This window comes from Rhizobium sp. SVR5-2C, assembly GCF_056755115.1.
Map to the genome: position 1 here is coordinate 1 of NZ_JBNDHT010000124.1, position 21453 is coordinate 21453.

Annotated in this window: 29 protein-coding genes; 17 read left to right on the forward strand and 12 right to left on the reverse strand. The window is 59.6% G+C overall.

Annotation, left to right across the window (positions count from 1 at the left end; translation table 11 throughout):
* Positions 1-105 precede the first annotated feature (105 nt).
* Positions 106-858, reverse strand: coding sequence for a sulfite exporter TauE/SafE family protein (locus tag ACPYOI_RS27100; RefSeq protein ID WP_481417961.1), 753 nt, complete (start codon positions 856-858; stop codon positions 106-108).
* Between the two features lie 454 nt (positions 859-1312).
* Positions 1313-1855 (reverse strand): carboxymuconolactone decarboxylase family protein, encoded by a 543-nt coding sequence (locus ACPYOI_RS27105; protein ID WP_481417960.1) that lies wholly within the window; start codon positions 1853-1855, stop codon positions 1313-1315.
* 306 nt (positions 1856-2161) lie between these two features.
* On the opposite strand from ACPYOI_RS27105, the gene ACPYOI_RS27110 reads away from it, so the two are divergent.
* Together ACPYOI_RS27110 and ACPYOI_RS27115 are read left to right on the forward strand one after the other, a co-directional pair.
* Complete coding sequence (locus tag ACPYOI_RS27110; RefSeq protein ID WP_481417959.1) at positions 2162-3088, forward strand: LysR substrate-binding domain-containing protein; 927 nt, start codon at positions 2162-2164, stop codon at positions 3086-3088.
* 327 nt (positions 3089-3415) lie between these two features.
* On the forward strand, positions 3416-3874 hold the full coding sequence (locus ACPYOI_RS27115; protein ID WP_481417958.1) for a pyridoxamine 5'-phosphate oxidase family protein: 459 nt from the start codon (positions 3416-3418) through the stop codon (positions 3872-3874).
* A 21-nt stretch (positions 3875-3895) separates the two neighbouring features.
* On the opposite strand, the gene ACPYOI_RS27120 is transcribed toward ACPYOI_RS27115, so the two are convergent.
* On the reverse strand, positions 3896-4879 hold the full coding sequence (locus ACPYOI_RS27120; protein WP_481417957.1) for a zinc-dependent alcohol dehydrogenase family protein: 984 nt from the start codon (positions 4877-4879) through the stop codon (positions 3896-3898).
* A gap of 206 nt (positions 4880-5085) precedes the next feature.
* On the opposite strand from ACPYOI_RS27120, the gene ACPYOI_RS27125 reads away from it, so the two are divergent.
* Complete coding sequence (locus ACPYOI_RS27125; RefSeq protein ID WP_481417956.1) at positions 5086-6258, forward strand: acetate/propionate family kinase; 1173 nt, start codon at positions 5086-5088, stop codon at positions 6256-6258.
* A 62-nt stretch (positions 6259-6320) separates the two neighbouring features.
* On the opposite strand, the gene ACPYOI_RS27130 is transcribed toward ACPYOI_RS27125, so the two are convergent.
* Entirely contained in the window at positions 6321-6566 is a 246-nt protein-coding gene (locus tag ACPYOI_RS27130; RefSeq protein WP_481417955.1) for a DUF982 domain-containing protein, read from the reverse strand.
* 282 nt (positions 6567-6848) lie between these two features.
* Between ACPYOI_RS27130 and ACPYOI_RS27135 the strand changes: the two genes are divergently transcribed.
* From ACPYOI_RS27135 to ACPYOI_RS27155, 5 genes are all read left to right on the forward strand, one after another.
* Positions 6849-7244, forward strand: coding sequence for a DUF1236 domain-containing protein (locus ACPYOI_RS27135; protein ID WP_481417954.1), 396 nt, complete (start codon positions 6849-6851; stop codon positions 7242-7244).
* Between the two features lie 128 nt (positions 7245-7372).
* Positions 7373-8170 carry a DUF1236 domain-containing protein gene (locus ACPYOI_RS27140; RefSeq protein ID WP_481417953.1) on the forward strand — a complete coding sequence of 266 codons (798 nt, stop codon included), beginning with the start codon at positions 7373-7375 and terminating at the stop codon, positions 8168-8170.
* Between the two features lie 53 nt (positions 8171-8223).
* Positions 8224-8382 (forward strand): hypothetical protein, encoded by a 159-nt coding sequence (locus ACPYOI_RS27145; protein WP_481417952.1) that lies wholly within the window; start codon positions 8224-8226, stop codon positions 8380-8382.
* Between the two features lie 102 nt (positions 8383-8484).
* On the forward strand, positions 8485-8766 hold the full coding sequence (locus ACPYOI_RS27150) for a hypothetical protein (RefSeq protein WP_481417951.1): 282 nt from the start codon (positions 8485-8487) through the stop codon (positions 8764-8766).
* 104 nt (positions 8767-8870) lie between these two features.
* Positions 8871-9107, forward strand: coding sequence for a hypothetical protein (locus ACPYOI_RS27155; protein WP_481417950.1), 237 nt, complete (start codon positions 8871-8873; stop codon positions 9105-9107).
* Between the two features lie 100 nt (positions 9108-9207).
* Here the strand turns inward: ACPYOI_RS27155 and ACPYOI_RS27160 are convergent, their stop codons facing one another.
* Positions 9208-9831 carry a hypothetical protein gene (locus ACPYOI_RS27160; RefSeq protein ID WP_481417949.1) on the reverse strand — a complete coding sequence of 208 codons (624 nt, stop codon included), beginning with the start codon at positions 9829-9831 and terminating at the stop codon, positions 9208-9210.
* Between the two features lie 172 nt (positions 9832-10003).
* Here ACPYOI_RS27160 and ACPYOI_RS27165 point away from each other — a divergent pair, with 172 nt between their 5' ends.
* Positions 10004-10243, forward strand: coding sequence for a DUF6719 family protein (locus tag ACPYOI_RS27165; protein ID WP_481417948.1), 240 nt, complete (start codon positions 10004-10006; stop codon positions 10241-10243).
* Positions 10244-10493: 250 nt separating this feature from the next.
* Positions 10494-10754, forward strand: a complete 261-nt coding sequence (locus ACPYOI_RS27170) for a hypothetical protein (protein WP_481417947.1) — start codon at positions 10494-10496, stop codon at positions 10752-10754.
* A 97-nt stretch (positions 10755-10851) separates the two neighbouring features.
* Here ACPYOI_RS27170 and ACPYOI_RS27175 read toward each other — a convergent pair whose 3' ends face one another.
* Positions 10852-11121, reverse strand: a complete 270-nt coding sequence (locus ACPYOI_RS27175; protein ID WP_481423610.1) for a DUF982 domain-containing protein — start codon at positions 11119-11121, stop codon at positions 10852-10854.
* 207 nt (positions 11122-11328) lie between these two features.
* On the opposite strand from ACPYOI_RS27175, the gene ACPYOI_RS27180 reads away from it, so the two are divergent.
* Positions 11329-11619, forward strand: coding sequence for a hypothetical protein (locus tag ACPYOI_RS27180; RefSeq protein WP_481417945.1), 291 nt, complete (start codon positions 11329-11331; stop codon positions 11617-11619).
* 668 nt (positions 11620-12287) lie between these two features.
* Here ACPYOI_RS27180 and ACPYOI_RS27185 read toward each other — a convergent pair.
* Complete coding sequence (locus tag ACPYOI_RS27185) at positions 12288-12512, reverse strand: hypothetical protein (protein ID WP_481417944.1); 225 nt, start codon at positions 12510-12512, stop codon at positions 12288-12290.
* A gap of 329 nt (positions 12513-12841) precedes the next feature.
* Here ACPYOI_RS27185 and ACPYOI_RS27190 point away from each other — a divergent pair, with 329 nt between their 5' ends.
* The 6 genes from ACPYOI_RS27190 to ACPYOI_RS27215 all read left to right on the forward strand — a co-directional run bounded on the left by ACPYOI_RS27190 (position 12842) and on the right by ACPYOI_RS27215 (position 15425).
* Positions 12842-13102 carry a hypothetical protein gene (locus ACPYOI_RS27190; RefSeq protein ID WP_481417943.1) on the forward strand — a complete coding sequence of 87 codons (261 nt, stop codon included), beginning with the start codon at positions 12842-12844 and terminating at the stop codon, positions 13100-13102.
* Between the two features lie 89 nt (positions 13103-13191).
* Entirely contained in the window at positions 13192-13398 is a 207-nt protein-coding gene (locus ACPYOI_RS27195; RefSeq protein WP_168829267.1) for a hypothetical protein, read from the forward strand.
* Positions 13399-13504: 106 nt separating this feature from the next.
* Positions 13505-13639, forward strand: coding sequence for a hypothetical protein (locus ACPYOI_RS27200; protein ID WP_481417942.1), 135 nt, complete (start codon positions 13505-13507; stop codon positions 13637-13639).
* A 78-nt stretch (positions 13640-13717) separates the two neighbouring features.
* Positions 13718-14017 (forward strand): hypothetical protein, encoded by a 300-nt coding sequence (locus tag ACPYOI_RS27205; protein WP_481417941.1) that lies wholly within the window; start codon positions 13718-13720, stop codon positions 14015-14017.
* Positions 14018-14137: 120 nt separating this feature from the next.
* A complete protein-coding gene (locus ACPYOI_RS27210; protein ID WP_481417940.1) occupies positions 14138-14911 on the forward strand; it encodes an NAD kinase in 774 nt (257 codons plus the stop codon).
* Between the two features lie 4 nt (positions 14912-14915).
* Positions 14916-15425, forward strand: coding sequence for a hypothetical protein (locus ACPYOI_RS27215; protein ID WP_481417939.1), 510 nt, complete (start codon positions 14916-14918; stop codon positions 15423-15425).
* 58 nt (positions 15426-15483) lie between these two features.
* Here the strand turns inward: ACPYOI_RS27215 and ACPYOI_RS27220 are convergent, their stop codons facing one another.
* The 5 genes from ACPYOI_RS27220 to ACPYOI_RS27240 all read right to left on the reverse strand — a co-directional run.
* Positions 15484-16323, reverse strand: a complete 840-nt coding sequence (locus tag ACPYOI_RS27220; protein WP_481417938.1) for a glycosyl transferase — start codon at positions 16321-16323, stop codon at positions 15484-15486.
* Positions 16324-16501: 178 nt separating this feature from the next.
* Positions 16502-17815 carry a DUF1254 domain-containing protein gene (locus ACPYOI_RS27225; protein ID WP_481423611.1) on the reverse strand — a complete coding sequence of 438 codons (1314 nt, stop codon included), beginning with the start codon at positions 17813-17815 and terminating at the stop codon, positions 16502-16504.
* A gap of 261 nt (positions 17816-18076) precedes the next feature.
* Positions 18077-19208, reverse strand: a protein-coding gene (gene prfB / locus ACPYOI_RS27230; protein ID WP_481417936.1) for a peptide chain release factor 2 whose coding sequence is annotated in 2 segments (ribosomal slippage) — positions 18077-19138 and positions 19140-19208 — 1131 coding nt in all. Because the reading frame shifts where the segments join, the coding sequence is not laid out codon by codon here.
* 132 nt (positions 19209-19340) lie between these two features.
* Entirely contained in the window at positions 19341-19814 is a 474-nt protein-coding gene (locus ACPYOI_RS27235) for a DUF1801 domain-containing protein (RefSeq protein WP_481417935.1), read from the reverse strand.
* 70 nt (positions 19815-19884) lie between these two features.
* Positions 19885-21453, reverse strand: a 1569-nt coding sequence (locus ACPYOI_RS27240) for a penicillin-binding protein 1A (protein WP_481423612.1), incomplete at its 5' end; no start/stop codon positions are given.

Consider the following 21453-nt stretch of genomic DNA (forward strand, 5'->3'; position numbering starts at 1 on the left):
GCTCTCCTTGACGAAGTCGCACTTGGCGCTGGTGTCATAGCGCTCGGTGATGGTGGCGGGGTCCGATGGAACGGAGGGGCTTACGTTCTGGCATCGTCATCTGACTCAGAAAAAGAATGGCCGAACGACGAGTTCGAGACCAAGAATGGCAAGGAAGATCAGGAACCAGCGCCGAAAAGTTGTGGCGCTTATGCGCTCACGGATCGCTGTTCCGACCCACATGCCCAGTAACGACGGGATGATGGCAAGTGTGGACAAAGTAATATTATCAAGATGAAAAGCTCCGCCACGTGCCAGGCCTGCCGCAAGCGCGATTGTCGAGACCGTGAACGACAGCCCGAGCGCCTGGATAAGATCATCTTTGGAAAGGCCGAGGGCCTGGAGATAGGGAACGGCTGGGATCGTAAAAACGCCGGTTCCTCCGGTGATTATCCCGGTCATCAACCCTATAACAGGCGATAGTAAACGCTCAAGGCGAGCGGGAACCGACAACGGCTTCGCCCAGAGGCTATGCACTGCATAGAGAATTAAGGCGGAGCCCAATCCAACACTTGCCCATTCGGTATTGGCGCGCGTCAGAAGCCATGAACCGGCGAGTGTACCAATCACGATGCCGAGCATCATCAACCAAAGCCTTTTCATCACGACAAGGAAATTCGGCCCCGTAAACAGTTGCCAAAAATTGGTGACAAAGGATGGGATAACCAGTAGCGAAGCTGCGCTGACGGGCGACATGATCGCACCGAGAATACCCACAGCGACGGTTGGCAACCCCATCCCCGACACGCCCTTGACGATCCCGGCGAGGAGGAACGTCAACGCGATAATCAGGACGTTCGGCGAAAAGTAATCGTTCATTTTAGCTTACCCGGCCCGAAAATGTTTCATTTGATGACTTCGCTTCGCGTAGGCCGATGGCACCCGCGCAGCTCATGGTACGACGAGCCGGCGGGCGAACCAGCTCTCATCGCGGTGCTAATCTCATCAATCCCTTGCGTTACCATCGAAAATCAGGGAGTCGCACGTCGTAGAGTAAGCGAGCGAACCAACCGTCACAATTGGTAGTTTCCGATGGGAAAGTTCGGCAGAAACGAAGGAAAGGCATTGCGCTTCGATTTGACGGATATGCGGTTGTTCTGACCGTGGTGGAGCAAGGCAGTCGTGGCGCTGACACGTTCTCCCGACGCCCACAAGTCTTGCACGGCGCAAGACTTCAATGCCGGCCGGTTTCGAACACGAGCCCGGCCGGCGGAAAGGTGGCGACAGTCCATGTGGGAGGGCAGAACCACTCGTCCTCCCTCCCGGATAGAGTTCAGATCGAGCCAGCCGGCTCAACGGCGGGATAGTCCTTCTCAGGATCGAACACGTTATTGAAAAAGTTCGTCAGGGAGTACATGGCCACTAGTGAGACGATCTCCATGACGTTCGCATCCGTGTAGCCGGCATCGCGGACGGCTTTCAGATCGGCATCGCTGACCTGCCCTCGAGTCTCGATGACTTTGCGTGCGAACTGGACGGCCGCGTCCCGCTTCGGGTCGCTGGCATGGCCCTTCCGAGCGAGAATGATTTCATCGGGCGACATCTTCGCATGCTTGGCCCCAAAGCTGTGAACCGCCAGGCAGTAGTTGCAGCCATTCACTTCGGAGACGGCGAGGCTGATGCTCTCGCGCGTCTTCAGGTCGAGCGCCTTGCTCAAAGAGCCGCGCAGGGTGGCCCATGCGTTGAACGCGATTGGGCTCAGTGCGAAGGTCGCCAACATATTTGGGGTGAACCCGATGTTCTTGGTGAATGCATCGAGGGTCGGTTTCGAATCGGCCGGCACCTGTTCGGGGTTTGGGACTGCGGTTCTGGGCATGGTCGTCACCTTAAGTTTCTGGTTTCACTAATAGGGGCACTACAAGAACAGGCGGCATCGGCAGCCAGCAGGATACGTGCGGCGAAAGGTAATTGTTCATTTTGGCTGATCCGGCCTGGAAAGTGTTGCATTCGAAGATTTCGCGTGAACCGATGGCACCCACGCGCTCATGGTGTGGCGGGCCGGCGAGCGGACCAGCTGTCATCAAGGCGACAATCCCTTGTGTTGCCATCGAAAATCAGGGAATATGGCGCCGCATGTAGTAGAGTAAGCGAGCGAGCCAAACGTCACAATTGGTAGTTTCCGATGGGAAAGTTCGGCAAAAGCGAAGGAAAGGCATTGCGCTTCGATTTGACGGATATGCGGTTGTTCCTGACCGTGGTGGAGCAAGGCAGCCTCACCAAGGGCGCCGAGATCATGAATCTAGCTCTCGCATCCGTGAGCGAGCGCATTTCCGGAATGGAATTTTCGCTTGGCGCGCGACTACTGGAACGAAACAGGCGGGGGGTCACTACGACTGCGGCCGGTGATGCCCTGATCCGCCATGCCCGTTTGATCCTGGACCAGGTGGAGCAGATGCGTGGAGAACTGCGCACCTACGGCGCTGGCCTGAAAGGGCGCATCAGGCTCTTGTCCAACACGGCTGGGTTGGTTTCGTTTCTGCCGCATCAACTCGGCCGGTTCTTGATAGCCTATCCCGATCTTTCTATCGACCTCCATGAACGTCCAAGCACTGAGATTGCACTGGCCATCGCGGAAGGTCGTGCTGATTTGGGAGTTGTGGCTGACACCACCGACCTGGCAGCGTTGCAAACTCGTTTTATCGCGCAAGACCAACTCGTCGTTGTGGCGAGCGAAACGCATCGCATCAGCGATCAACGATCGATAGCCTTTGCGGAAATCGTGGGTGAGCCGTTCGTCGGCTTGTCCGATGCGGCGCTGGAAGCTCATTTGGGAGAACGCGCAGCCCGCCTAGGTCGTCAGATTCACTATCGCATTCAACTCAGGCGGATCGAGAACATCGCGATGATGGTTGAATCAGGTGTAGGGATCGCCATTTTATCGGAGGCGTCAGCTAAAGACTTGGCGCACCTCGGCTTGGCTATTGTGCCGCTGCGAGACCCCTGGGCGCTTAGGCAGCTTTATCTTTGCGCGCGTGATTTCTCTGCGCTCCCGCCGCACGCCGGCTTGCTCGCGCAACAGCTTATGGAGCCAAAGGTCGCTATCCCCTAATTGTCAACGATTTGTGCTTTTTCCGGCTGAACCTTTCGGCGTCCGATCTCCTCTTGCATCGGCGAGGCCGATAACGCGCTGCTGGAGCCGGCTGTTGACTTGATCGAACCGGTCGCTTGGCACCGCGCAATTCCGTGTTTGACCGCGAGCAGTCCCTGGCACATTTCCTACAGAATAGCGCATATTTGCCTCCGTGAGAGTTGGCGATTACCCCGCCCTCGAGAGCTTCTTGGGAAAGCGGTCTGACCTTGCATTGCGCAAGGTCAATGAGGCGTTTCGGCAGCGTTGTAGGCTTGATTCACCGCCGCGTGGAAAAGGAACAGAGCAATGACAATGAGCCTTAGAGATATGACCCAGGCTGAATGCTTCTCGGTTCTCGAAGAATCCCGTTTTGGCCATTTGGCCTGCAGCAAGGATGGGCGGCCTTATGTCGTGCCAATCTATTTCGCCTACCAGAATGGCATAGCCTATGCCTTCTCCATGCCAGGACGAAAGATTGACTGGATGCGGGAAAACGACAAGGTCTGCCTGCAGGTCCAGCGATGGCAAGCCGGTAAGAGCTGGGCAAGCGTTGTCGTTGACGGCCGATACCAGGAGTTTCCGGACACTGAAGTCTGGCGCGGCGAGCGGCTCCATGCATGGTCTTTGCTTCAAAAGCACTCGGACTGGTGGGAAGTCGGCGCCCTTAAGCCGCATGAGCTCCCAGTCGCGGCGAAATCGCCGCATGTCTTCTATGGGATTTCGGTGCGAGAGATCACCGGCAGAACTGCGGCAGCCGTTGAATAGGACGTAGTCGAGACTTTGAGCTTACGGCACGATGACGGCCGCTCCGTTGAGCCTGCCTGCCCGCAGGTCCTCGAGCGCGTCGTTCGCCCGCTCGAGCGGATAGGTGCTCGTGACCGTCTGCACCTTCGCTGCCTTCGCGATCTCGAAGAATTCCTGCGCATCGCTCCGGGTGAGATTGGCGACCGAGACAAGACGCCGCTCGCCCCACAGGAGACGATAGGGCATGGCGGGTATGTCGCTCATATGGATGCCTCCGCAAACGACGGTGCCGCCCTTGCGGACTGCGGCGAGCGCCCGCGGAACGAGTTCGCCTGCGGGGGCGAAAAGGATGGCCGCGTCGAGCGGAACGGGAGGCATTTCGGTGGACGATCCGGCCCAGACAGCGCCGAGATCCATGGCGAAGCGTCTTCCCGTTTCGTCGTCCGGCCGAGTGAAGGCATAGACCTCCTGCCCCCGCCAGCGACAGACCTGCACGAGGATGTGGGCTGCAGCCCCAAAGCCGTAGAGACCGATGGCCTTCCCGTCTCCGGCCATCTTGAGACTGCGCCATCCGATCAGACCGGCGCAAAGCAGCGGGGCCGTGGCGACGGGAGCCGATCCTTCCGGCAGCACGAAGGCATAGCGCGCGTCGGCAACCACATGCGTCGCAAAACCGCCGTCCAGCGTGTAGCCGGTAAATCCGGGTGCGTCGCACAGATTTTCCCGTCCGCTGCGGCAATACGGACAGCACCCGCAGGTGTGCCCCAACCACGGAACGCCGACTTTTCGTCCACGCAGGTCTTGGGGCGCGCCCACACCCACCGCCTCGACGGTTCCCACGATCTCGTGGCCCAGAATCAAGGGAAGCTTTGGGTTCGGGAGGTCGCCGTCGAATACGTGCAGGTCTGTCCGGCAGACGCCGCAGGCCTCGACCCTGATGACGAGTTGCCCGGCTGCGGGACGGGGATCCGGCAGCTCCACCGGGCGCAGGGGCGTTCGAATTCTATCAAGCACCATCGCCTTCATGTCAGCCTCCATCTGCAGGCGGCCGCCCGCCGGAACGTCTGCAGCCCGCGCTCATCGCCGTCGGCTCTAACGAACTCATTTTATCACGATACCGCTGCACCGCCCGAGGAGTTCGCCAGCCGAACTGGCACACAAGGGAGTTTGAAAGTTGCGCGCCCGACCTATCTGAACTCGTGAACAATTCAGCCGCCTGATGTGAGGTTCAAATGATCGAGAAAGTTGGTCTTACCTTCAATGCAGGATCATCCAGTCTCAAGATTGGCATCTTCGACATCGGCAGCGGAAATGCCAAGCAGGCCGGCCGAGGCACCGTGCTTCTGGGCGAACGGTCGCGGCTGCGGTACTCGATCGGGGACGAAAGGAAAGAGGTCGAGCTGCCCGGAGTCGATCGCCTTGACGAACGCCTGGTGTCGGAGATTTTCGATCGTCTCCTTCGGGCCGGCTCTGCCATCGGGTTTGTCGGTCATCGGGTCGTACATGGCGGATCGACTTTCCGCGGCCCTGCAGTTGTGGACGACGCCTCCCTCTCGCAAATCGAAGACCTGGTTCCATTGGCGCCCCTGCATCAACCGAAGGCGTTGGAAGTCATTCATGCGGTCCGAGCGCTGCATCCATCCGTTATTCAAACCGCATCCTTCGATACGGCGTTCCATTCCTCACAGGGCAGCCTTTCGGCGCGCTTGGCGATACCGCGGGCAATGCATGATGCAGGAATACGGCGTTACGGGTTTCACGGTCTTTCCTACAAGTTCGTGTCTGGGCAGCTCAAGAAAATCGCGCCTGATATCGGCGGCAGACTGATCTGCGCACATCTCGGCAGCGGGGCCAGTCTTTGCGGCATGATCGACGGCGTCAGCATGGATACCAGCATGGGGTTTTCCGCTCTCGACGGGGTTCCGATGGCGACGAGGCCGGGATCGATTGACGCCGGCGCATTGGTCCACCTGCTCCGGACGCAACTCCACGACGCCGATCGCTTGGAGGACTTTCTGTATCACCAATGCGGTCTTCTCGGTGTCTCGGGCATTAGCGGCGACACGAGAGTGCTCGCGGAAGACTCTCATCCAGAGGCCAAAGAGGCGCTTGCTCTTTTCTGCTTCCGGATCGCCGGCGAGATCGGCCGCCTCGCGGTTTCGATAGGCGGCATCGATGCGCTGGTCTTCACGGCCGGCATTGGAGAGAACCAGCCGGAAATCCGCAAGGGCGTCGAGCGCCATCTCGGCTGGATGGGGCTTTCGCTAAGCGAGGCTGCCAACAAGGTGAATGCGACGGTCGTCAGTTCGCGCGGCAGCAAGATATCGGCGTTCGTCATTCCAACGGACGAGGAGCAGGTGATCGCCGACGAGGCACTCGCCGTCATCCGGCAACACAGGCTTTGAGGAGCGGCCATTGCTAGCGGTACTACGCTTGCCGATTCAGAACCAAGGCCTGCATCCCTCTTTCAGCTCAAATGGAAATGCGCCTCGACCGCTGCGGCGATGAATGCCCGGCGAACCTCGCTGGGGTCGCGGCCACGCTGCAAGGCGGCGTCGCACACCTGCTCGGCCCGATGGTATTGGCTGCCATGATAGGCAGGCCAGAACCGGCTCAGCATGAGCTTGGCCTGTCTCGCGGACGTAACCGTCCGCATCATGCCGGTCTCCGGATCCTCAAGGGTGATCGGAGCTTCCCAATTTACCCGCTTCATGGCGCTGTACCTCCCGCAGCGTGAACGGTTTATCCTAGCGTCCGTTCCCGACCGCCGTTTCATTTCCTGCGGCCTTGGTAAACAGAACGTTTTGCCTGCCCACGCGCCATCCTTGGTGCCGGTCATTGCCGGCCTTTCCCTGCATGCCGCCACGCCCTCCGCCCCACTCAGACCAGGGTCTTATGCGCCGCCAGCCAATGGTCTGATGACCGGAACTCCTGCGATGAACGGTCGTTTGTCGCCTATGCGGTTGCGAGAACAGCCGCGGAAATGGAGAAGAAAATGTTCAAGAAAATCCTCGTCTCTGGCGCTGCGATGGCGCTCATGTCGGGCGCCGCCTTTGCGGGCTCCTCGACGGTCAACGGCGCGGTTGGCGGTGCGGCCACCGGCGCGATCGTCGGCGGTCCGGTGGGCGCCGCAGTCGGTGGCGCAGCGGGTGCGGTCGTCGGCACGTTGCTCGATCCGCCGCCGCAGAAGGTCGTGACCTATGTCCGCGAAGCGCCTCCTCCGTCGGATACCGTCGTCATCAAGGAGAAGGTCGTTGTCGGCCAGCCGCTTTCGCAGACGGTTGTGGTAACCCCCGTACCCGACGACCCGACATATGCCTACGCAGTCGTGAACGACCAGCGTGTCATTGTGGAGCCCTCCTCACGGAAGGTCATCCAGATCGTCAACTGACGACGATCGATGGATGGATGCGGCAAGCCGCGTCCGTCCGTCCCAGCACGGCCCTCAATCAAAATCAATACTCAAGGACGCCATGCCGCGCCCGCCGGCAGACCGCGTCCTAGCCAGGAGCCTCAGCAATGAAACGCAAGATTTTACCTGTTCTGATCGCCTCGCTTGCCCTCAGCGCCTCGCCGCTCGGCCTGCTTTCAGCATCCGCCCAGGATGCCGCCCCGATCCTGCCCAAGGGAAGCGCGACACAAGGCGAGCAACGGCAATCCGGCACGTCGCAACAGCCGTCAGGCGGAGAGTCGCAAGGCAGCGGTTCCAATCAGCAAGCGCCGTCCGGTGGCACGGAAGGTGGTGCAACGCAGCCCGATAGTGGAAAAACGGATAAGTCCGGCTCGTCCTCGCAGAAGGGAACCGATCAGCCTTTCACTCAACAGCAAGGCACGACCAACACTCAGCAGCAGGACACGACGAAGCCCGATGACGGATCGTCTTCACAGAGCAAGTCCTCGTCCGGCAGCGAGAGTGGCAAGAGCTCGACCGAGAGCGGCAAGAGCTCGACGAAGAGCTCCGGTGATACTTCCTCTACTGAAGGAAATACCAAGTCCGGCGCATCGGGATCGACCGATACCCAAACGACGGGAAGCACCTCGACTGAGACCAACACCTCCAATGTCAACATCTCTGTCGAACAGAAGACCGAAATCCGCCAGGTTGTGAAGGAGGTCAACGTCGAGCCGGTTCGCGATGTCGATTTCACGGTGTCAGTTGGCACGGTGATCCCGAAGAAGGTTCACCTTGAGCCAGTGCCGACACGGATCGTCAAGCTCGTCCCGCAATATGAGGGCTATCGCTTCTTCATTCTGGCCGACGGCCGGATCGTGATCGTCGAGCCCTCGAGCTTTAAGATCGTCTACGTCATCGCCTGAGTTGTACGGTATCCCCCGGCGGCAGGTCCGCCGGGGCTTCAGGGAGAAGCGCCATGATATACGGCAACGAAAAGAACAGCGGCACCGCCTTCCCGCTCACCGTCATCGCAACAGCGATCGCGGGTATCATCGTGGGGCTGGTCGTGCTCGGCGATCCGGCGCACAGAGAGACGACCCATGTGTATGTGCAGCAAGCTGCGCTGGCACCGTAAGTGGTACAGTGCGCGTTGGGCGGGCGCATAGCTCAATCTAGTGACTTGACACTCATGGTAGCTATGCGTTGTCTGCCCATGCAACCGAGAGAGGATGGGAGCATGCCCCCGTTCGTACTGACATTCGATCTCGTCAAGAAGGAGAGTTCACCCGCTTATCGGCCGCTCATTCGTGATCTCATGAGTCGTGGCGCCCACAAATACCAGTTGTCATGTTGGCTGGTAAACCTGGCCAACACAGCGGCGGAAGTTCACGACCATTACTGTCGATTTCTCGACGAGACGGACAAGCTGATGGTATCCGAGTTGACGAGCAACCATAAGCAGAAGCGAAGCCTCAGAGGCACGGACGACTGGATCGAAGAAAATCCTCCATTCCGGTAACCAGCATTCAACTTTCGCCCGTCTTGCCTTTGGCGAGCCGCTGCGCGAACCTCTCATGCCGGGCGTTTTTCAGGGATGGCATGGTTTAACCTTGGGAGGATTGAATGAACTGGACCAATGACACCTGCCCCATATCCATTGAACCAGCCCAAGAGGACGTATCGGGGATAGAAGACGTTGTCGAATTCATCTGTCCCACCTGCGGCCGATTTCGGATCACGGGAACCGCCTTAGCGATGATCCTCCACAGAGACCAAGACGCCAGAGAGTTCGCCCTTGCCCAAGCGAAGATGAAGGCAATGGAAGACGAAATCCCGACAATCGACAGCTCTATGCTTTAGCTTCATGCCGTAAATGAAGGGCAGCTAACCCCGGAGCGCCGGTCCGGGTTCTTCACTCGGTCGCCGGCGCGGCCCTCCATTTCAGACAGTCGACCTTGGGTCAGTTGGCGGCGAAGCAATAGAACAGGCCTTCACCGCCGGTGCCCTTGAAGGCTTCAACCGTGCAGCCGCCGCGCGTCGGATGCGACGCATTCCAGGACTTCGCCTCGGCTGAATCGTTCAAACCCGTGCGGTCACTATGGCCGACGATCGCAACGCCTTCCGCACCGCCCATCGTCCAGTTGCCGCAGGTTTCCGCCGCGGCAGTTCCATCAGGTTTCGAGCCTGTCAGAATGTCGTGGCGATTGGGCGTGTCGCCCCTGCCGTTGACGACTTCCCCCTTCTCGTTAAGGGCTGTCTGTTTGGTCAGGTTGTTCTTGTCGCTATGGAGGGATGCGATGTCGTCAGCGACCTTTTCGCCCTTGGCGTTGTACCACGGGCCGCTGCCGATGCGATCCTTGGCATTTTCCGCATCCGTAGACAGGTAAGCCTTCCACGTCTTGCCCGTCGACCCGGCAGCTTTCGCCAGAGTGTCGCAATATGAGTCCGCTCCCTGTAGGCCGCCGAGATCCCCTCCCTTCCCGGGATTAACGCTCGTGACAAAGAAGCTCATGCTGGTGTCTTGCGCATAGACCGCCCCGGACCACGCCAAAGCGACTGCGACAACGGCAAACCGGCGTTTCATTGGTCTCACTCCCAGTTGAAAAGACATCACGAAGCCTACCGAGAGCTTTTGGCGGAGTAAAATCGAAATCCCGTGATGGAAACCGCCAGGCGCTTGAGATGACGGGCTAATCCAATTTTCAAAGTTTCCTTGCGGTCTCGTTTGCTCTACATCTATCGGAGGTTATCAATAGATGGAGCGGAACGTGACACGCTCGACAATTACTTTGGCGTCGGCGGCAATATTCCTTTCGTTCTTCGCGCCGGCAGATGCCGCCATCAAGGTCGTGAAGCAAAAGCCGACCGCCGCATCACTAGCGCCCGGCGAGACGGTTCTCTATGACGACAAGAGGTGCCCTGCTGGCATGATCGCGAAATACGCCAAGCCCAAAAATCGGAATGAAGTCAGACGGGGCCAATGCGTGCACCAATAAGTCCGCTTGATATTACGAGATCCTAGAGGTTCGAGACCACTCGAATTGGTTCTCTGCGGACTTGCGCCGTTGATCGCTCCACCGACCCTGAAAGGGCGCGGACTCTTCGCCCGCGAGCGCGTCGTTACGTTGTCGCCGGGGACAAGTCGGCGTATTCTGTTCCGTTGAGAATTGTTCATTGATGGATATCGGGCGGAATTGGGAAATGCGCCAAAGCTCGACGGTCGCCCGTCTTCTGAAAAGGTCCCCCATGAAGCCCGCTGTCATTGCATCGGCGGCAGTGATTGCCCTCTCGTCCTGCTCCAGCGGTTCAGCCGAAATCCAGCCAATTCCAGGCAGCATCACCTATGGCGGCCACGTGGCACGCCTCACCAAATCGCCTGTCGGTAGCGCCATGCCGCATGAGTTTGACGACGAGTTCGGAAACTTCGTGCAGGAAGTCTATATCGTCCAGCCGGATCGAACCCTGAAGCTGGTGAGGCGTAAAGTGGGCCAGAAGCCGGACCGGTAAATTTGCGAATTGCAGTTTTTTCACGGCGACAGGATGAGCGTAGAAAGCCCGCCTCCAACACGGCCAGGCTTTGACGCCTGGCGCCTCGTTAGAGCCGTTAGTTAGCGAAACTGGGAACGTCCTGTCTCTCGGCCAGCATACCGAACCTCTTGACGAAGCGTCGAAAATTCTCGCCCACGGCGCTCACGGGAAATCTTCCGGCAACCGCTTCACGGCACGCCTTGAGCAGCGTGTCGTATGACAGACCTCGCCGCTCTTCCGGCCAATTCTTGAGGTAGTCGAGCACCTCTTCGAGGCTCGTCACTTCGTCGATGAAATGCTTGCGCTGAACGTAAATGACGCTGTCGAATTGACCGGTGAGTGCCATCTTCCCCTCCCCTGAAATAGGCCTGTACCTTCAAAATTAAGGGGCAAACACAACACCGGCAATCACCCGAACGGGTTATATTGATAGGAAAGAACCGAGGGTTCGCTGCCGCACCATCTCTTCAGAAAATTCGCCATTTATGGTATCAGGCGGGACGTCGTCATCCATCGCGGTCGGGGAGCCGCGCGTCTTCTAAATAGGACATCCATGAAGCCCTCCATCATTGCATTCGCGGCAGTGATCGCGCTCTCGTCCTGCTCCAGCGGTTCCGTCGAAATCGAGCCGATACCAGGCAGCATCACCTATGGTGGCCACGTGGCGCGCCTCGCCAAATCGCCTGCCGGCAGCGTTCTGCCGCATGAGTTTACGGATAATCTCGGGCGATGGGTCCGGGAAACCTATATCGTCCAGCCGGATGGGACGTTGAAGCTGGTGAGACGGCAAATCGGTGAAAAGCCCGAGGCTATGGGTGGATCAGGCATGGGCGGCCGCCCTTGATCCCGGCGTGAAGAGCGGCGCCGCGGCGCTGAGCCACCGGTCAGCAAGAGAACATCAGACCAAAGTCCGGTCCGTTCAGGACCTTGTGCCGATACCAACCGTCGGCCCCTGCATTAGTTTCGGTTTCTGCTGAGTAAATGTTGCGGAGTTTTTGCTGTGACGAAGATCTTCGTCTTGTCGATGTCGCTTGTGCTGGTTGTCTTTTGGGGTTCTGTCGGAGCTTTCGTGTATTCGCTGCTTACGTGAACAGAGGTGGGACGCACCATTCAAAACGCGATCTACGCCTTGCAATCCAGTGGCTTTGACCGCTCGAATAACCGTCTACATATAGTGGGTAGCGGAACCTTCATCCGTGCTCTATAGTTTTCCCTAGGCAATGGAGGTTGTCCTAAGGAGGAGATCATGAGCGACACCGCGATTGGTTTTATGGTGGCTGCAGAATTGTCCGCCTTGTTCTGGGCCGCAGTGTTCATGATTGGTTTCTAGATGTCGTGATCAGCCAACCGCCGCCCAGTCACTCCCTGGTGACTTTCAGATTCATTTTGCTTGCGACAAAAAACCCCGCGCAACGGCAGGGCGTACGGAAGGTCCGGATCGATCGGCGGCAATGCGCCGACCTAGAGGAGATCACTGGTTACGGGTGGTCGCGCAGGCATCCCATCGTGCACCTAAGCCGCTACCAACATTTCTCCGTCCTGAAGATCGGACGTCTTTGCCCTCGCAGCCCTCCCCCTCAGTGCAGCTAGTTCCTCCGCGAGCAGTTCCTCCGCGATCTTCTGGACGGCTGTCCTCAGCCGATCCTCGATGTTCAAACTATCCAACATGTAGGTGGTTATTGCATCCTTCATCAGTTCTTCGATGGCGGGATCGTTGTGCTCTAGCGTGTCGTTCATCGGTGCTGCCTTCAGGTTTCAGTTGCGGGCACTTGCCCTCCAGTTGGCACCTTTGAAGCTAGTCCCAAGAGCCATCTCAATCCATCATGCTTCAGGACGCCTTTCTGAGTTTTCGGGATGCCCACGCCTTCCTTTGGTTTAGTCCGATCCACCGCCAGTATTGCCGGAGCAAACGGTAGCTCTGCCGGCATCACAACTCGCCGAGCCGCGCGGTGTATTCAGGCGTGCAGCCTCACTGCTCCCGAACCGTTCATTCCTTGACAACATGCGGTATGCACCTGAAGGTAGTCGCCCACGGTGACCCGACAGCATTTATGGATTGAACGCGAATGTCCAAGGATTCCAAACTCGAACATTCAGAGCTGGCGGGTGAATTCTCCGAAGACGGGATAACCGTCCTCGTCGATATCTTCCGCACTGCAGGCTCCAATGAAGACTGGACGATGGAAGTCGTCACGCAAGGCGAGGACTTGATCCGCTGGGACGAGCCGTTTGCGACCGACCGCGAAGCCTTCGACGAATTTCTGGCGACAGTCGCACGCGACGGCATACGGTCGTTTCTGGACGATACCGACCCCTCCGTTCATTGACGCGTAATCCCTTCCGTTGCTTGCTTTAGCGTGTTCTCATTCACGCCAAAATGTAAAAATATGGTACAGTCGTAGCGCGGGAGTAAGTGATGCGACGGTACAATCTGCGGCATGAGGCCGACGACCGTTGGCTTGTCGTTGACGGACTGACGATGGAGCCGGCGGAATTGGATGGCGTGCCCATCAGCGGCATGCAGTGGGCGGAAGCCTGTGACATGGTGGACCTCATGAACAACCTTGATAACATCGAACGGGCCTCGGATCGTTACGCCGGTTCGCTCCGGCGGCTGGCCTGAGGGCAGCCTCACGACTGCAAAACTGATCGGCGGTCCGACCCCAACCATGCATTGGACGGAACAAATCCGCCTCCGTCGGGTTCGAGTCGTCAAAGAAGATCGAACCATGGTTGCCGAGCATTTTTCGGCCTTTGCCATTGTTGGCTGCACCTTGCTTCTTGTTTGCGCGATTGCCTACGGGATGCTGACGAACCCCAAACTCTCGCGCGATGAACGGGAAAATGCAGGATTGCGATTGTGAGTGTCTACAACTCCAGCCAGTCCGAAGCACCCGGGCGCCGCCATACGCAATTGACCAGTCACAATAAGGGAGAGCGTTATGCAAAGTCAGGACCGCAGATTCGATTCCGGCACGGATGATGCACGCTGCTCGGATACGGCAGCCGCTGCAACGCGTCGCGAGGAAGCCCGATTGCAGGGCGCACGCGGAGTGGCCTCGAGCATGGGCCACCCGGCAGATGCCGCGGATCCGTCCGGAGACATCAGCCCCGATGGGACGACAAACCCGGCCGCCGTAAAGGAAGTGCCGCGCCTCCACGGCGACGCCTACCTGGTGGAGACCGACCTCGAAGACCAGGATGAGCGCGAGGCAGCGCCCGGCACGAGGGAACAGCAGTAGCAGCGCCATTCCCGCCGCTACACCGAATGGTATCGTCGAGGCGTACCGCAACTGGCGCGAAATGCCTTGTCGCACAAGCCCTTTATCCTTTAGCTAAGGAAGGATCATAAAGGGCATTGCATGGGACGCTCATTTCAGACGCTTTGTTTCCTCGCCTCGCCGGCCACGGAGGCGCTTGCCGCACGGGAAGAACTGATTCGCCTCTACGGTGATGTACCCGCCGAGGAGGCCGACGTCATCGTCGCCCTCGGGGGCGATGGATTCATGCTGCAGACGCTGCATCACACGATGAATTCCGGAAAGCTCGTCTACGGCATGAACCGTGGCTCCGTCGGCTTCCTGATGAACGACTATCACACGAAGAAACTGCCTGACCGCATTTGTGCGGCCGTCGAAAATGCCTTCCATCCCCTCCAGATGACGACGGCCAATGCCGACGGCAGCAACTCCACGGCGCTTGCCATCAACGAGGTGTCGCTGTTCCGCCAGTCCTATCAGGCCGCCAAGCTGCGCGTCGAAGTCGACGGACATGTGCGGCTCGAGGAATTGATCTGCGACGGGCTGATGGTGGCAACGCCCGCGGGCTCCACGGCCTATAATCTTTCTGCCCACGGGCCGATCCTGCCGCTCGAAGCGCCCCTGCTCGCCATGACCCCGGTCAGCGCCTTCCGGCCGCGGCGCTGGCGCGGTGCGTTGCTGCCGAACAAGGTTACGGTCGACATCCATATTCTCGAAGCCGCAAAGCGGCCCGTGAATGCGGTGGCCGACAATACGGAGGTCAAGTCCGTGCTGCATATCCGCATCGCACAGTCGGAGCACATGACTGCGCGAATCCTGTCTGATCCCGACCGCTCGTGGTCGGATCGCATCCTTGCCGAACAATTCGCGGACTGAAGCAATGAGGCTTGGAGCGGCTCTTCTCACAGCAACCCTGGTCAGCGCTTCGGCGGATCTCGCAAAGGCGGTCAGCCCGGCCGAGGTGGCCCTTCCGGCGGCTGTGATCTGCGCAACCAGCACCGGCTATTGGAAGGAAAGCCCCGCCGATATCCTCATCGAACATGCGCCCGGTGCAGCCACCGAACCGGCAAAGGCGGCCCCGGAACCGCGCCATGGCTATTACAAGCTCTTTGCCGTCCGCCAGCCGGACAGGACGTCGAAAGTCTATCTGCAGCAGATCGCCCAGACCGGCAGTGGCCCGGAGATCGTCTCCAGCGTCGAGCTGGACGAGTTCACGCAACTCAAGCCCTATATCACCGACATCCGCCCGGAAACCTCAACGGGCATCATCGAGCAGCCGGGGCTCTTCGCTACGGTCTATCTGAAGACCGATCCGGACGGTTACTCCGAGACATGGACAGTGCTCATCGATGAGTTCGGCGAGATCAAGATCGAGAAGCCGACGAACTGACCGCACCGTAAAGCTCATCGTTTCCTGGGCCTGAAACGGCCGACGGAAGCGCCTCGCGTCACTCGCGCCAGTGCTCGGCCACCCAGGGTGTCGGCAGAATGTAGCGCCGCAGATATTTGAAGGGGCTTCGGCCTTTGCGTATAAGAGAAAGCGCGCCCCTCAGATACTCCATGGCGCTGACGCGCGGCTGGTTCGCCTTGGCGCGGCCGTCGATCGCTTGCTGGGGATGAAACCCGCCGGGAAAGAGAACCACCCTGGCCCCCTTCGGCAGCCGCGATACCAGGAAGTAGTTCAGCGGAAACGGCCAGCGGCAGTCGCGCCGGAAATGCAGGACCGTCTTGCGCGGAAAGAACTTCACGCCCCCGGGCGCATTACGGGTGACAAAGCGCTGTTCGAACCTGTAGAGGTCGGCGACCGCCTGAGGATCTGCACGGAACTTCTCCTGCAGGCTGATAAGCTTGCCGATGGGAAAGCGGAAGATCGATGTCTGTCCCAGACGCTCCAAAGGTGTCGATTGGTTGCGCGCCATGACCACGTCGTCGGTGTCGCCGATCTCGAAGAAGAAATCGAGCGAGCCGACAATGACGAGGTCCAGATCGAGAAACAGCACCGGTCCGTTGAGGTTGCCGAGCCTTGGCCCCCAAAGGCGCGCCTTCGGCCAGATCCCCTTGGTGTTGACCGGCATGTTCTCCACCTCCAGCGGCGGCAGGTCCTCGCAGAGTATGCCGGGATGGAGATTGTCGCGATTGTCGGTGAAGCAGGTGAACGTGAAAGGCGGCGTGATGTTGCGCGCGACCATGGCATACAAGCGATTGATGAATGGGGCGCCATATTTCGTGCCCCAGTTGATACAGATGATCTGCTTGACGCCGCCGCTTGCGGCAAGAACGTTTGTCATCGAATCCAGCCCGTTAAATCGCCCTCCTTAAATCCGGTATTGCCAAAATGATCAAGTCAGCCAGGGATTGCGCCGGGACGAACTGACTGCTGAAAGAATGCGGGAACCGGCGCTGGCAACGCGGGACCCCGGTTTGCGTCCCCGCGGGTGGCACTGGCGGACGCCGGTCGAGCCATCCTCACTGCATCTTTTCGACATCGGACAGAACCCATTTCTTCTGGAAGAATTCCTCGGTGGGTCCATAAGCGCGAAACATCAGCTCGAATTTGCGCGACGGGTCGGTCGGTATCCAGTTGTCATCCTTTCCCTCGGGCGGCTTGGGGCCGAGGAAGAGATCGACGGAGCCATCGGCGTTCTTGATCAATTCGGGAATCTGGGAGGACCGGCTGGCGCGATCGACGTTCCGGATCAACGCGTGCGTTTCGCGGTCGTAAGCGGTCACGGACCAGTATTGCTTCACCGGAACATTCGGCGGCACATGGAGCCTGTAGGTCTTGCCGCCTTCGAACGCATCCCCGTCCTTGTCGCGAATGGAGATTGCGTAGAACTGCCCGGCACCGAGATGTTTGATGCCGATATATGCGTAACTGTAGCCCACGCCACGATGGTCGACCGGGTAGGAATCGGGTTCGTCAAAACCCACCGATCCCGCCTGTATGAGGTCCGGGAAGGCCGGAAACGTCCACCGGCTCCTCTCCGAGAAGAACGGCGGCAACCCCGCATCATATTGCATCTCAAGAAGGCTTCGCGCCTCTTCTACGCCTGACGCCAGCAATGTCTTGTCCACATTGCTCGGCCTGAACGGCTTTCCTCTTTCAATGCCGAGTGTCTTGAGCTGATCGATCATGATCCTGTCGCGAACCAGCCAGGGTTCTTCCTGGACGATCCGATCGAGGTTGTCGAAGAACGTGGTGTCCCATCGGATGGTGGAGTCGAACAGGATGTCCTTGACGTCGATGAACGTCGTTTCGGGAGGATTGGCCGACTGAGAGAGCGGATAGACCTTCAGTTTTCGACCGTAATCGATCGATGCTTGGACATCCGCGTCACCGTGACTGACGAGGTTCGAGCGAAATAGCATGTATCCGCCGTACGTGTCCGACTGCAAAGGGATAAAGCCATCAGGAACCTTGCCTTTATAGCCGGGCGGCAGAATGACGAACTTCCCGCCCTTGCCCTTGTCGTATCCCAGCAAGCCAGCGTCTTCGAGCGGCATCTGCCACACTGTCACGATGTTGGCGTTAAAGGAGGATTTAGCCTCCGCCGCCGGAAGATCGAGAACAACAGGCCCGTCCTTGGTGCTGAAGAACACCATGAAGTACAGCGCATCTGGATTGGGCGTCAGCGTCTGGTTTCGCCAATCGAGCGGCCGCCCCCAATAGATGACCTCTCCGACCTTCGCCCCGGTTTTTGTCAGCATCTCCTGGCGCATCAGGTCGTAGTTGACGGCGGGCATGCCCCAGACCACCGCCTCGACGGCTCGCCGTTCCATCAAACGCTCATTCAGCCTGAGAGGCGACGGACCCGCGGCGTTCGAATGACTCGCGAATGCCAGCGCTATCCATGCCGTGAGAAAAGCCAACCTGCGCATTCGGCGCCCTCCAGATTGATATCAGGCTGCCATGCCAGCGACGTAAAATGGAAGTACGCAACGGTAAATTGACGCGTAAACGGCCGCTTCTGGCGGCATGCAAAAGCCGCCTGCAACGGCCTGCTGCAAGCGGCTTTCGTTAGGTCAACCTGCGAGCAAAACTCAGTCGATGTCGTCGACGACAGCGTCCGGCTTGCCGCTGATGCGGTGCGCGAGTGCTGCTTCCATGAACTCGTTGAGTTCACCGTCGAGCACGTCGCCCGGCGCGGTGCTCGCAACACCGGTGCGCAGGTCCTTGACGAGCTGGTAGGGCTGCAGCACGTAGGAGCGGATCTGATGCCCCCAGCCGATATCGCTCTTGGAGGCAGCTTCGGCGTTGGCAGCCGCTTCGCGCTTCTCGAGCTCGGCCTCATACATACGAGCGCGCAGCATGTCCCAGGCCTTGGCGCGGTTCTTGTGCTGCGAGCGCTCCTGCTGGCAGGCCACTACGATGCCGGTCGGAATGTGCGTGATGCGCACCGCCGAGTCCGTCGTATTGACGTGCTGGCCGCCCGCACCCGACGAGCGGTAGGTATCGATGCGGCAATCGCTTTCGTTGATGTCAATGTTGATCGAGTCGTCCACGACCGGATAGACCCAGATCGAGGAGAAGGACGTGTGACGACGCGCATTGCTGTCATAGGGCGAGATGCGCACGAGCCGGTGCACGCCCGATTCCGTCTTTAGCCAGCCATAGGCATTGTGGCCCTTGACGAGCAGCGTCGCGGACTTGATGCCCGCCTCTTCGCCGTCGTGCACTTCGAGAAGCTCGACCTTAAACTTCGAACGCTCGGCCCAGCGGGTATACATGCGCAGCAGCATGTTCGCCCAGTCCTGGCTTTCGGTGCCGCCGGCGCCGGAATGCACTTCGAGATAGGTGTCGTTGCTGTCGGCCTCGCCAGAAAGCATGGCTTCTACCTGGCGGCGCGCGGCTTCGGCCTTCAGGACCTTCAGAGTGTCTTCTGCTTCCTTGACGACATCCTCGTCGCCCTCTTCCTCGCCCATCTCGATGAGCTCGACATTGTCGTTCAGCTGCTGCTCCAGCTGCTTCACGCCGCTGATGCCGTCATCGAGCTGCTGGCGCTCGCGCATCAGCTTCTGTGCTTCCTGGGCATCGTTCCAGAGGTTCGGGTCCTCTGCCTTGTTGTTCAACCAGTCCAGCCGTCTTATCGCCTGGTCCCAGTCAAAGATGCCTCCTCAGCAGGGTGATAGCCTGCTTGGTTTCATCGACTACGTTCTGGATTTCCGCTCGCATTGTCCTGCTTCTTTGCGTTGGTCTTGAGCTGGTCCGTCAAATAGTTGCGGCAGCCGCGGATGTAAAGCCCGCAGCCCGCCAATCGATCGGTTCAATTAGTCGCCGTCCTTTTCGTACTTCGCAACTTCCCGCTCACATTCGTTCGCCGGGAAGCCGGCTGGCCTGCTTCACCCAATCGACAAACTGAGCTTCGTCGAGCTGACCCTCGTAGATGTCGAGGTAGCGCACGTCCTTGTGCTTGGATTGGCCAGCAGGCAGAGGACGAAGCGACCCGCCACGGAAGAACGTCACCTTGACGTACTTGGTGAAGCAATGAAAGGCGAGAAACCAGCCTTGGCCATCGTCCTCCACGCCGTAGAGAGGCGAGTTCCATTTGACCGCCTTGCGCACGCTGGGAACGGTGCGCACGATCAGCGCGTCGAGGCGGCGTCCGACGTCGCTCTTCCAGCCCGGCATGGCCGCGATATAGGCCTGTACCGGTGCATCGCCGTAGCCCTTCGCGATCTGAGGGTTGCCGCCTGAACGGAGGGGCGGCGCGGCGGCCGCGCGCTCGGCGTCCGCCTTCCCTTCGAGCTTCCTCGACTTGATGGCCGCCTGGTCAGTCATTGCGCGTTCGCTCCGCTCATCCGGATGCTCCTTATCCAGAGGACCCGAAGCCGATCTGCTCAGCAAACCCCTAGTACAGGCCGCCGGCGCCCGATTGCACGGCCTGATTGGCCTGCGGCGAGGTCTTCAGGATTTCCTCCGGCGCCATGGTGCTGTCCATGCCGATGACCGACAGGTTGTCGGCCGGCCCGGTACCGGGCTTGAAGGCCTCGATGATGGTGTTCGGGTCACCCTCCATGGCCGCCATGCCGGTCTTCCGGTCGATCGGGATGAGGTTCATGCCCTGCGGGATGACGAACTTCGATTCAGGCATATCCTTGACGGCGACCTGCATGAATTCGTTGAAGACGGGTGCGGCAAGAGCACCGCCGGTACCGCCCCGGCCGAGCGTGCTCGGCGAATCGAAGCCAATGTAGAGACCGGCGACAAGGTCCGGCGTGAAGCCGACGAACCAGGCGTCCTTCTCGTCGTTGGTCGTGCCCGTCTTGCCCGCGACGTCGCGGCCGCCGAGGTCGATCTTGCCGGCGGCGGTGCCGCGCTGGATCACGCCCTGCATCATGGAGGTGATCTGATAGGCGGTCATCGGATCGAGCACCTGCTCGCGGTTGTCGGCGACGACAGGCTCTTCCTGGCTCTGCCATTCGCCGGCATTGCAGCCCTCGCAGACGCGCTCCTCGTGCCGGAAGATCGTCTTGCCGTAGCGGTCCTGGATCCGGTCGATCAGCGTCGGTTTGATCTGCTTGCCGCCGTTGGCGATGACGGAATAGGCGGAAACCATGCGCATCACGGTGGTTTCACCGGAGCCGAGCGACATGGCGAGCAGCGGCGGCATCTTGTCGTAGACACCGAAGCGATCGGCATATTCGGCAACGACGTTCATGCCGAGGTCGTTGGCAAGGCGCACGGTCATGCGGTTGCGTGAATGCTCGATGGCGAAGCGAAGCGTATTGGCGCCACCGCCCTCGCCTTCATAATTGTCCGGCGCCCATACCTGACCATTGCCGGTCTGGATCTGGAGCGGGTCGTCGCTGACGACCGAAGCCGGCGTATAGCCATTGTCCATCGCGGCAGCGTAGACGAACGGCTTGAACGAGGAGCCGGGCTGGCGCATCGCCTGCGTCGCGCGATTGAATTCCGACTGGCCGTAGGAAAAACCGCCGACCATGGCGAGAACGCGGCCGGTCTTCGGGTCCATGGCGACGAGACCGCCCTGAACCTTCGGCGGCTGGCGCAGACGGTAGGAGGTCGAGTTTTCGCCGCCCAGCCGCTCGACATATACGACGTCGCCAGCAGAAAGCACGCCTTCCGGCGACTTGGCCGTCTTGCGCTCGCCGGTCGAGGAGCGATAGGCCCACTGCATGTCCTTGGCGGTGATCGTCCCGCGCTCGCGGTCGGGGGAAGCCTTGCCGGCGCCGTCCTTGTCCGGCTGAAGACCGATATCGACGCTTTCGGGCGAGACCGCAAGCACGACGGCGAGATGCCATTCCGGCACGTCCGAGAACGCCGGAATATCCGCGAGCTCCTTGCCCCAGTCGGCCGTGGTGTCGATCTTTTTCAGCGCACCGTGGAAGCCGCGACGTTCGTCGTAAGTCGTCAGGCCGTCCTGCAGCGCCTTGCGCGCCGCAAGCTGCATCTGCGG

Excerpts from the sequence above, each read along its gene's own strand:
- ACPYOI_RS27170 (WP_481417947.1), top strand. The coding sequence starts at position 10,494 with ATGAAGCCCGCTGTCATTGCATCGGCGGCAGTGATTGCCCTCTCGTCC.
- ACPYOI_RS27180 (WP_481417945.1), top strand. The coding sequence starts at position 11,329 with ATGAAGCCCTCCATCATTGCATTCGCGGCAGTGATCGCGCTCTCGTCC.
- ACPYOI_RS27150 (WP_481417951.1), top strand. The coding sequence starts at position 8,485 with ATGCCCCCGTTCGTACTGACATTCGATCTCGTCAAGAAGGAGAGTTCA.
- ACPYOI_RS27140 (WP_481417953.1), top strand. The coding sequence starts at position 7,373 with ATGAAACGCAAGATTTTACCTGTTCTGATCGCCTCGCTTGCCCTCAGC.
- ACPYOI_RS27210 (WP_481417940.1), top strand. The coding sequence starts at position 14,138 with ATGGGACGCTCATTTCAGACGCTTTGTTTCCTCGCCTCGCCGGCCACG.
- ACPYOI_RS27160 (WP_481417949.1), bottom strand. The coding sequence starts at position 9,831 with ATGAAACGCCGGTTTGCCGTTGTCGCAGTCGCTTTGGCGTGGTCCGGG.
- ACPYOI_RS27190 (WP_481417943.1), top strand. The coding sequence starts at position 12,842 with ATGTCCAAGGATTCCAAACTCGAACATTCAGAGCTGGCGGGTGAATTC.
- ACPYOI_RS27205 (WP_481417941.1), top strand. The coding sequence starts at position 13,718 with ATGCAAAGTCAGGACCGCAGATTCGATTCCGGCACGGATGATGCACGC.
- ACPYOI_RS27110 (WP_481417959.1), top strand. The coding sequence starts at position 2,162 with ATGGGAAAGTTCGGCAAAAGCGAAGGAAAGGCATTGCGCTTCGATTTG.
- ACPYOI_RS27115 (WP_481417958.1), top strand. The coding sequence starts at position 3,416 with ATGACAATGAGCCTTAGAGATATGACCCAGGCTGAATGCTTCTCGGTT.
- ACPYOI_RS27195 (WP_168829267.1), top strand. The coding sequence starts at position 13,192 with ATGCGACGGTACAATCTGCGGCATGAGGCCGACGACCGTTGGCTTGTC.
- ACPYOI_RS27220 (WP_481417938.1), bottom strand. The coding sequence starts at position 16,323 with ATGACAAACGTTCTTGCCGCAAGCGGCGGCGTCAAGCAGATCATCTGT.
- ACPYOI_RS27235 (WP_481417935.1), bottom strand. The coding sequence starts at position 19,814 with ATGACTGACCAGGCGGCCATCAAGTCGAGGAAGCTCGAAGGGAAGGCG.
- ACPYOI_RS27105 (WP_481417960.1), bottom strand. The coding sequence starts at position 1,855 with ATGCCCAGAACCGCAGTCCCAAACCCCGAACAGGTGCCGGCCGATTCG.
- ACPYOI_RS27175 (WP_481423610.1), bottom strand. The coding sequence starts at position 11,121 with ATGGCACTCACCGGTCAATTCGACAGCGTCATTTACGTTCAGCGCAAG.
- ACPYOI_RS27135 (WP_481417954.1), top strand. The coding sequence starts at position 6,849 with ATGTTCAAGAAAATCCTCGTCTCTGGCGCTGCGATGGCGCTCATGTCG.
- ACPYOI_RS27130 (WP_481417955.1), bottom strand. The coding sequence starts at position 6,566 with ATGAAGCGGGTAAATTGGGAAGCTCCGATCACCCTTGAGGATCCGGAG.
- ACPYOI_RS27100 (WP_481417961.1), bottom strand. The coding sequence starts at position 858 with ATGAACGATTACTTTTCGCCGAACGTCCTGATTATCGCGTTGACGTTC.
- ACPYOI_RS27125 (WP_481417956.1), top strand. The coding sequence starts at position 5,086 with ATGATCGAGAAAGTTGGTCTTACCTTCAATGCAGGATCATCCAGTCTC.
- ACPYOI_RS27225 (WP_481423611.1), bottom strand. The coding sequence starts at position 17,815 with ATGGAACGGCGAGCCGTCGAGGCGGTGGTCTGGGGCATGCCCGCCGTC.
- ACPYOI_RS27200 (WP_481417942.1), top strand. The coding sequence starts at position 13,505 with ATGGTTGCCGAGCATTTTTCGGCCTTTGCCATTGTTGGCTGCACCTTG.
- ACPYOI_RS27145 (WP_481417952.1), top strand. The coding sequence starts at position 8,224 with ATGATATACGGCAACGAAAAGAACAGCGGCACCGCCTTCCCGCTCACC.
- ACPYOI_RS27155 (WP_481417950.1), top strand. The coding sequence starts at position 8,871 with ATGAACTGGACCAATGACACCTGCCCCATATCCATTGAACCAGCCCAA.
- ACPYOI_RS27185 (WP_481417944.1), bottom strand. The coding sequence starts at position 12,512 with ATGAACGACACGCTAGAGCACAACGATCCCGCCATCGAAGAACTGATG.
- ACPYOI_RS27215 (WP_481417939.1), top strand. The coding sequence starts at position 14,916 with ATGAGGCTTGGAGCGGCTCTTCTCACAGCAACCCTGGTCAGCGCTTCG.
- ACPYOI_RS27165 (WP_481417948.1), top strand. The coding sequence starts at position 10,004 with ATGGAGCGGAACGTGACACGCTCGACAATTACTTTGGCGTCGGCGGCA.
- ACPYOI_RS27120 (WP_481417957.1), bottom strand. The coding sequence starts at position 4,879 with ATGAAGGCGATGGTGCTTGATAGAATTCGAACGCCCCTGCGCCCGGTG.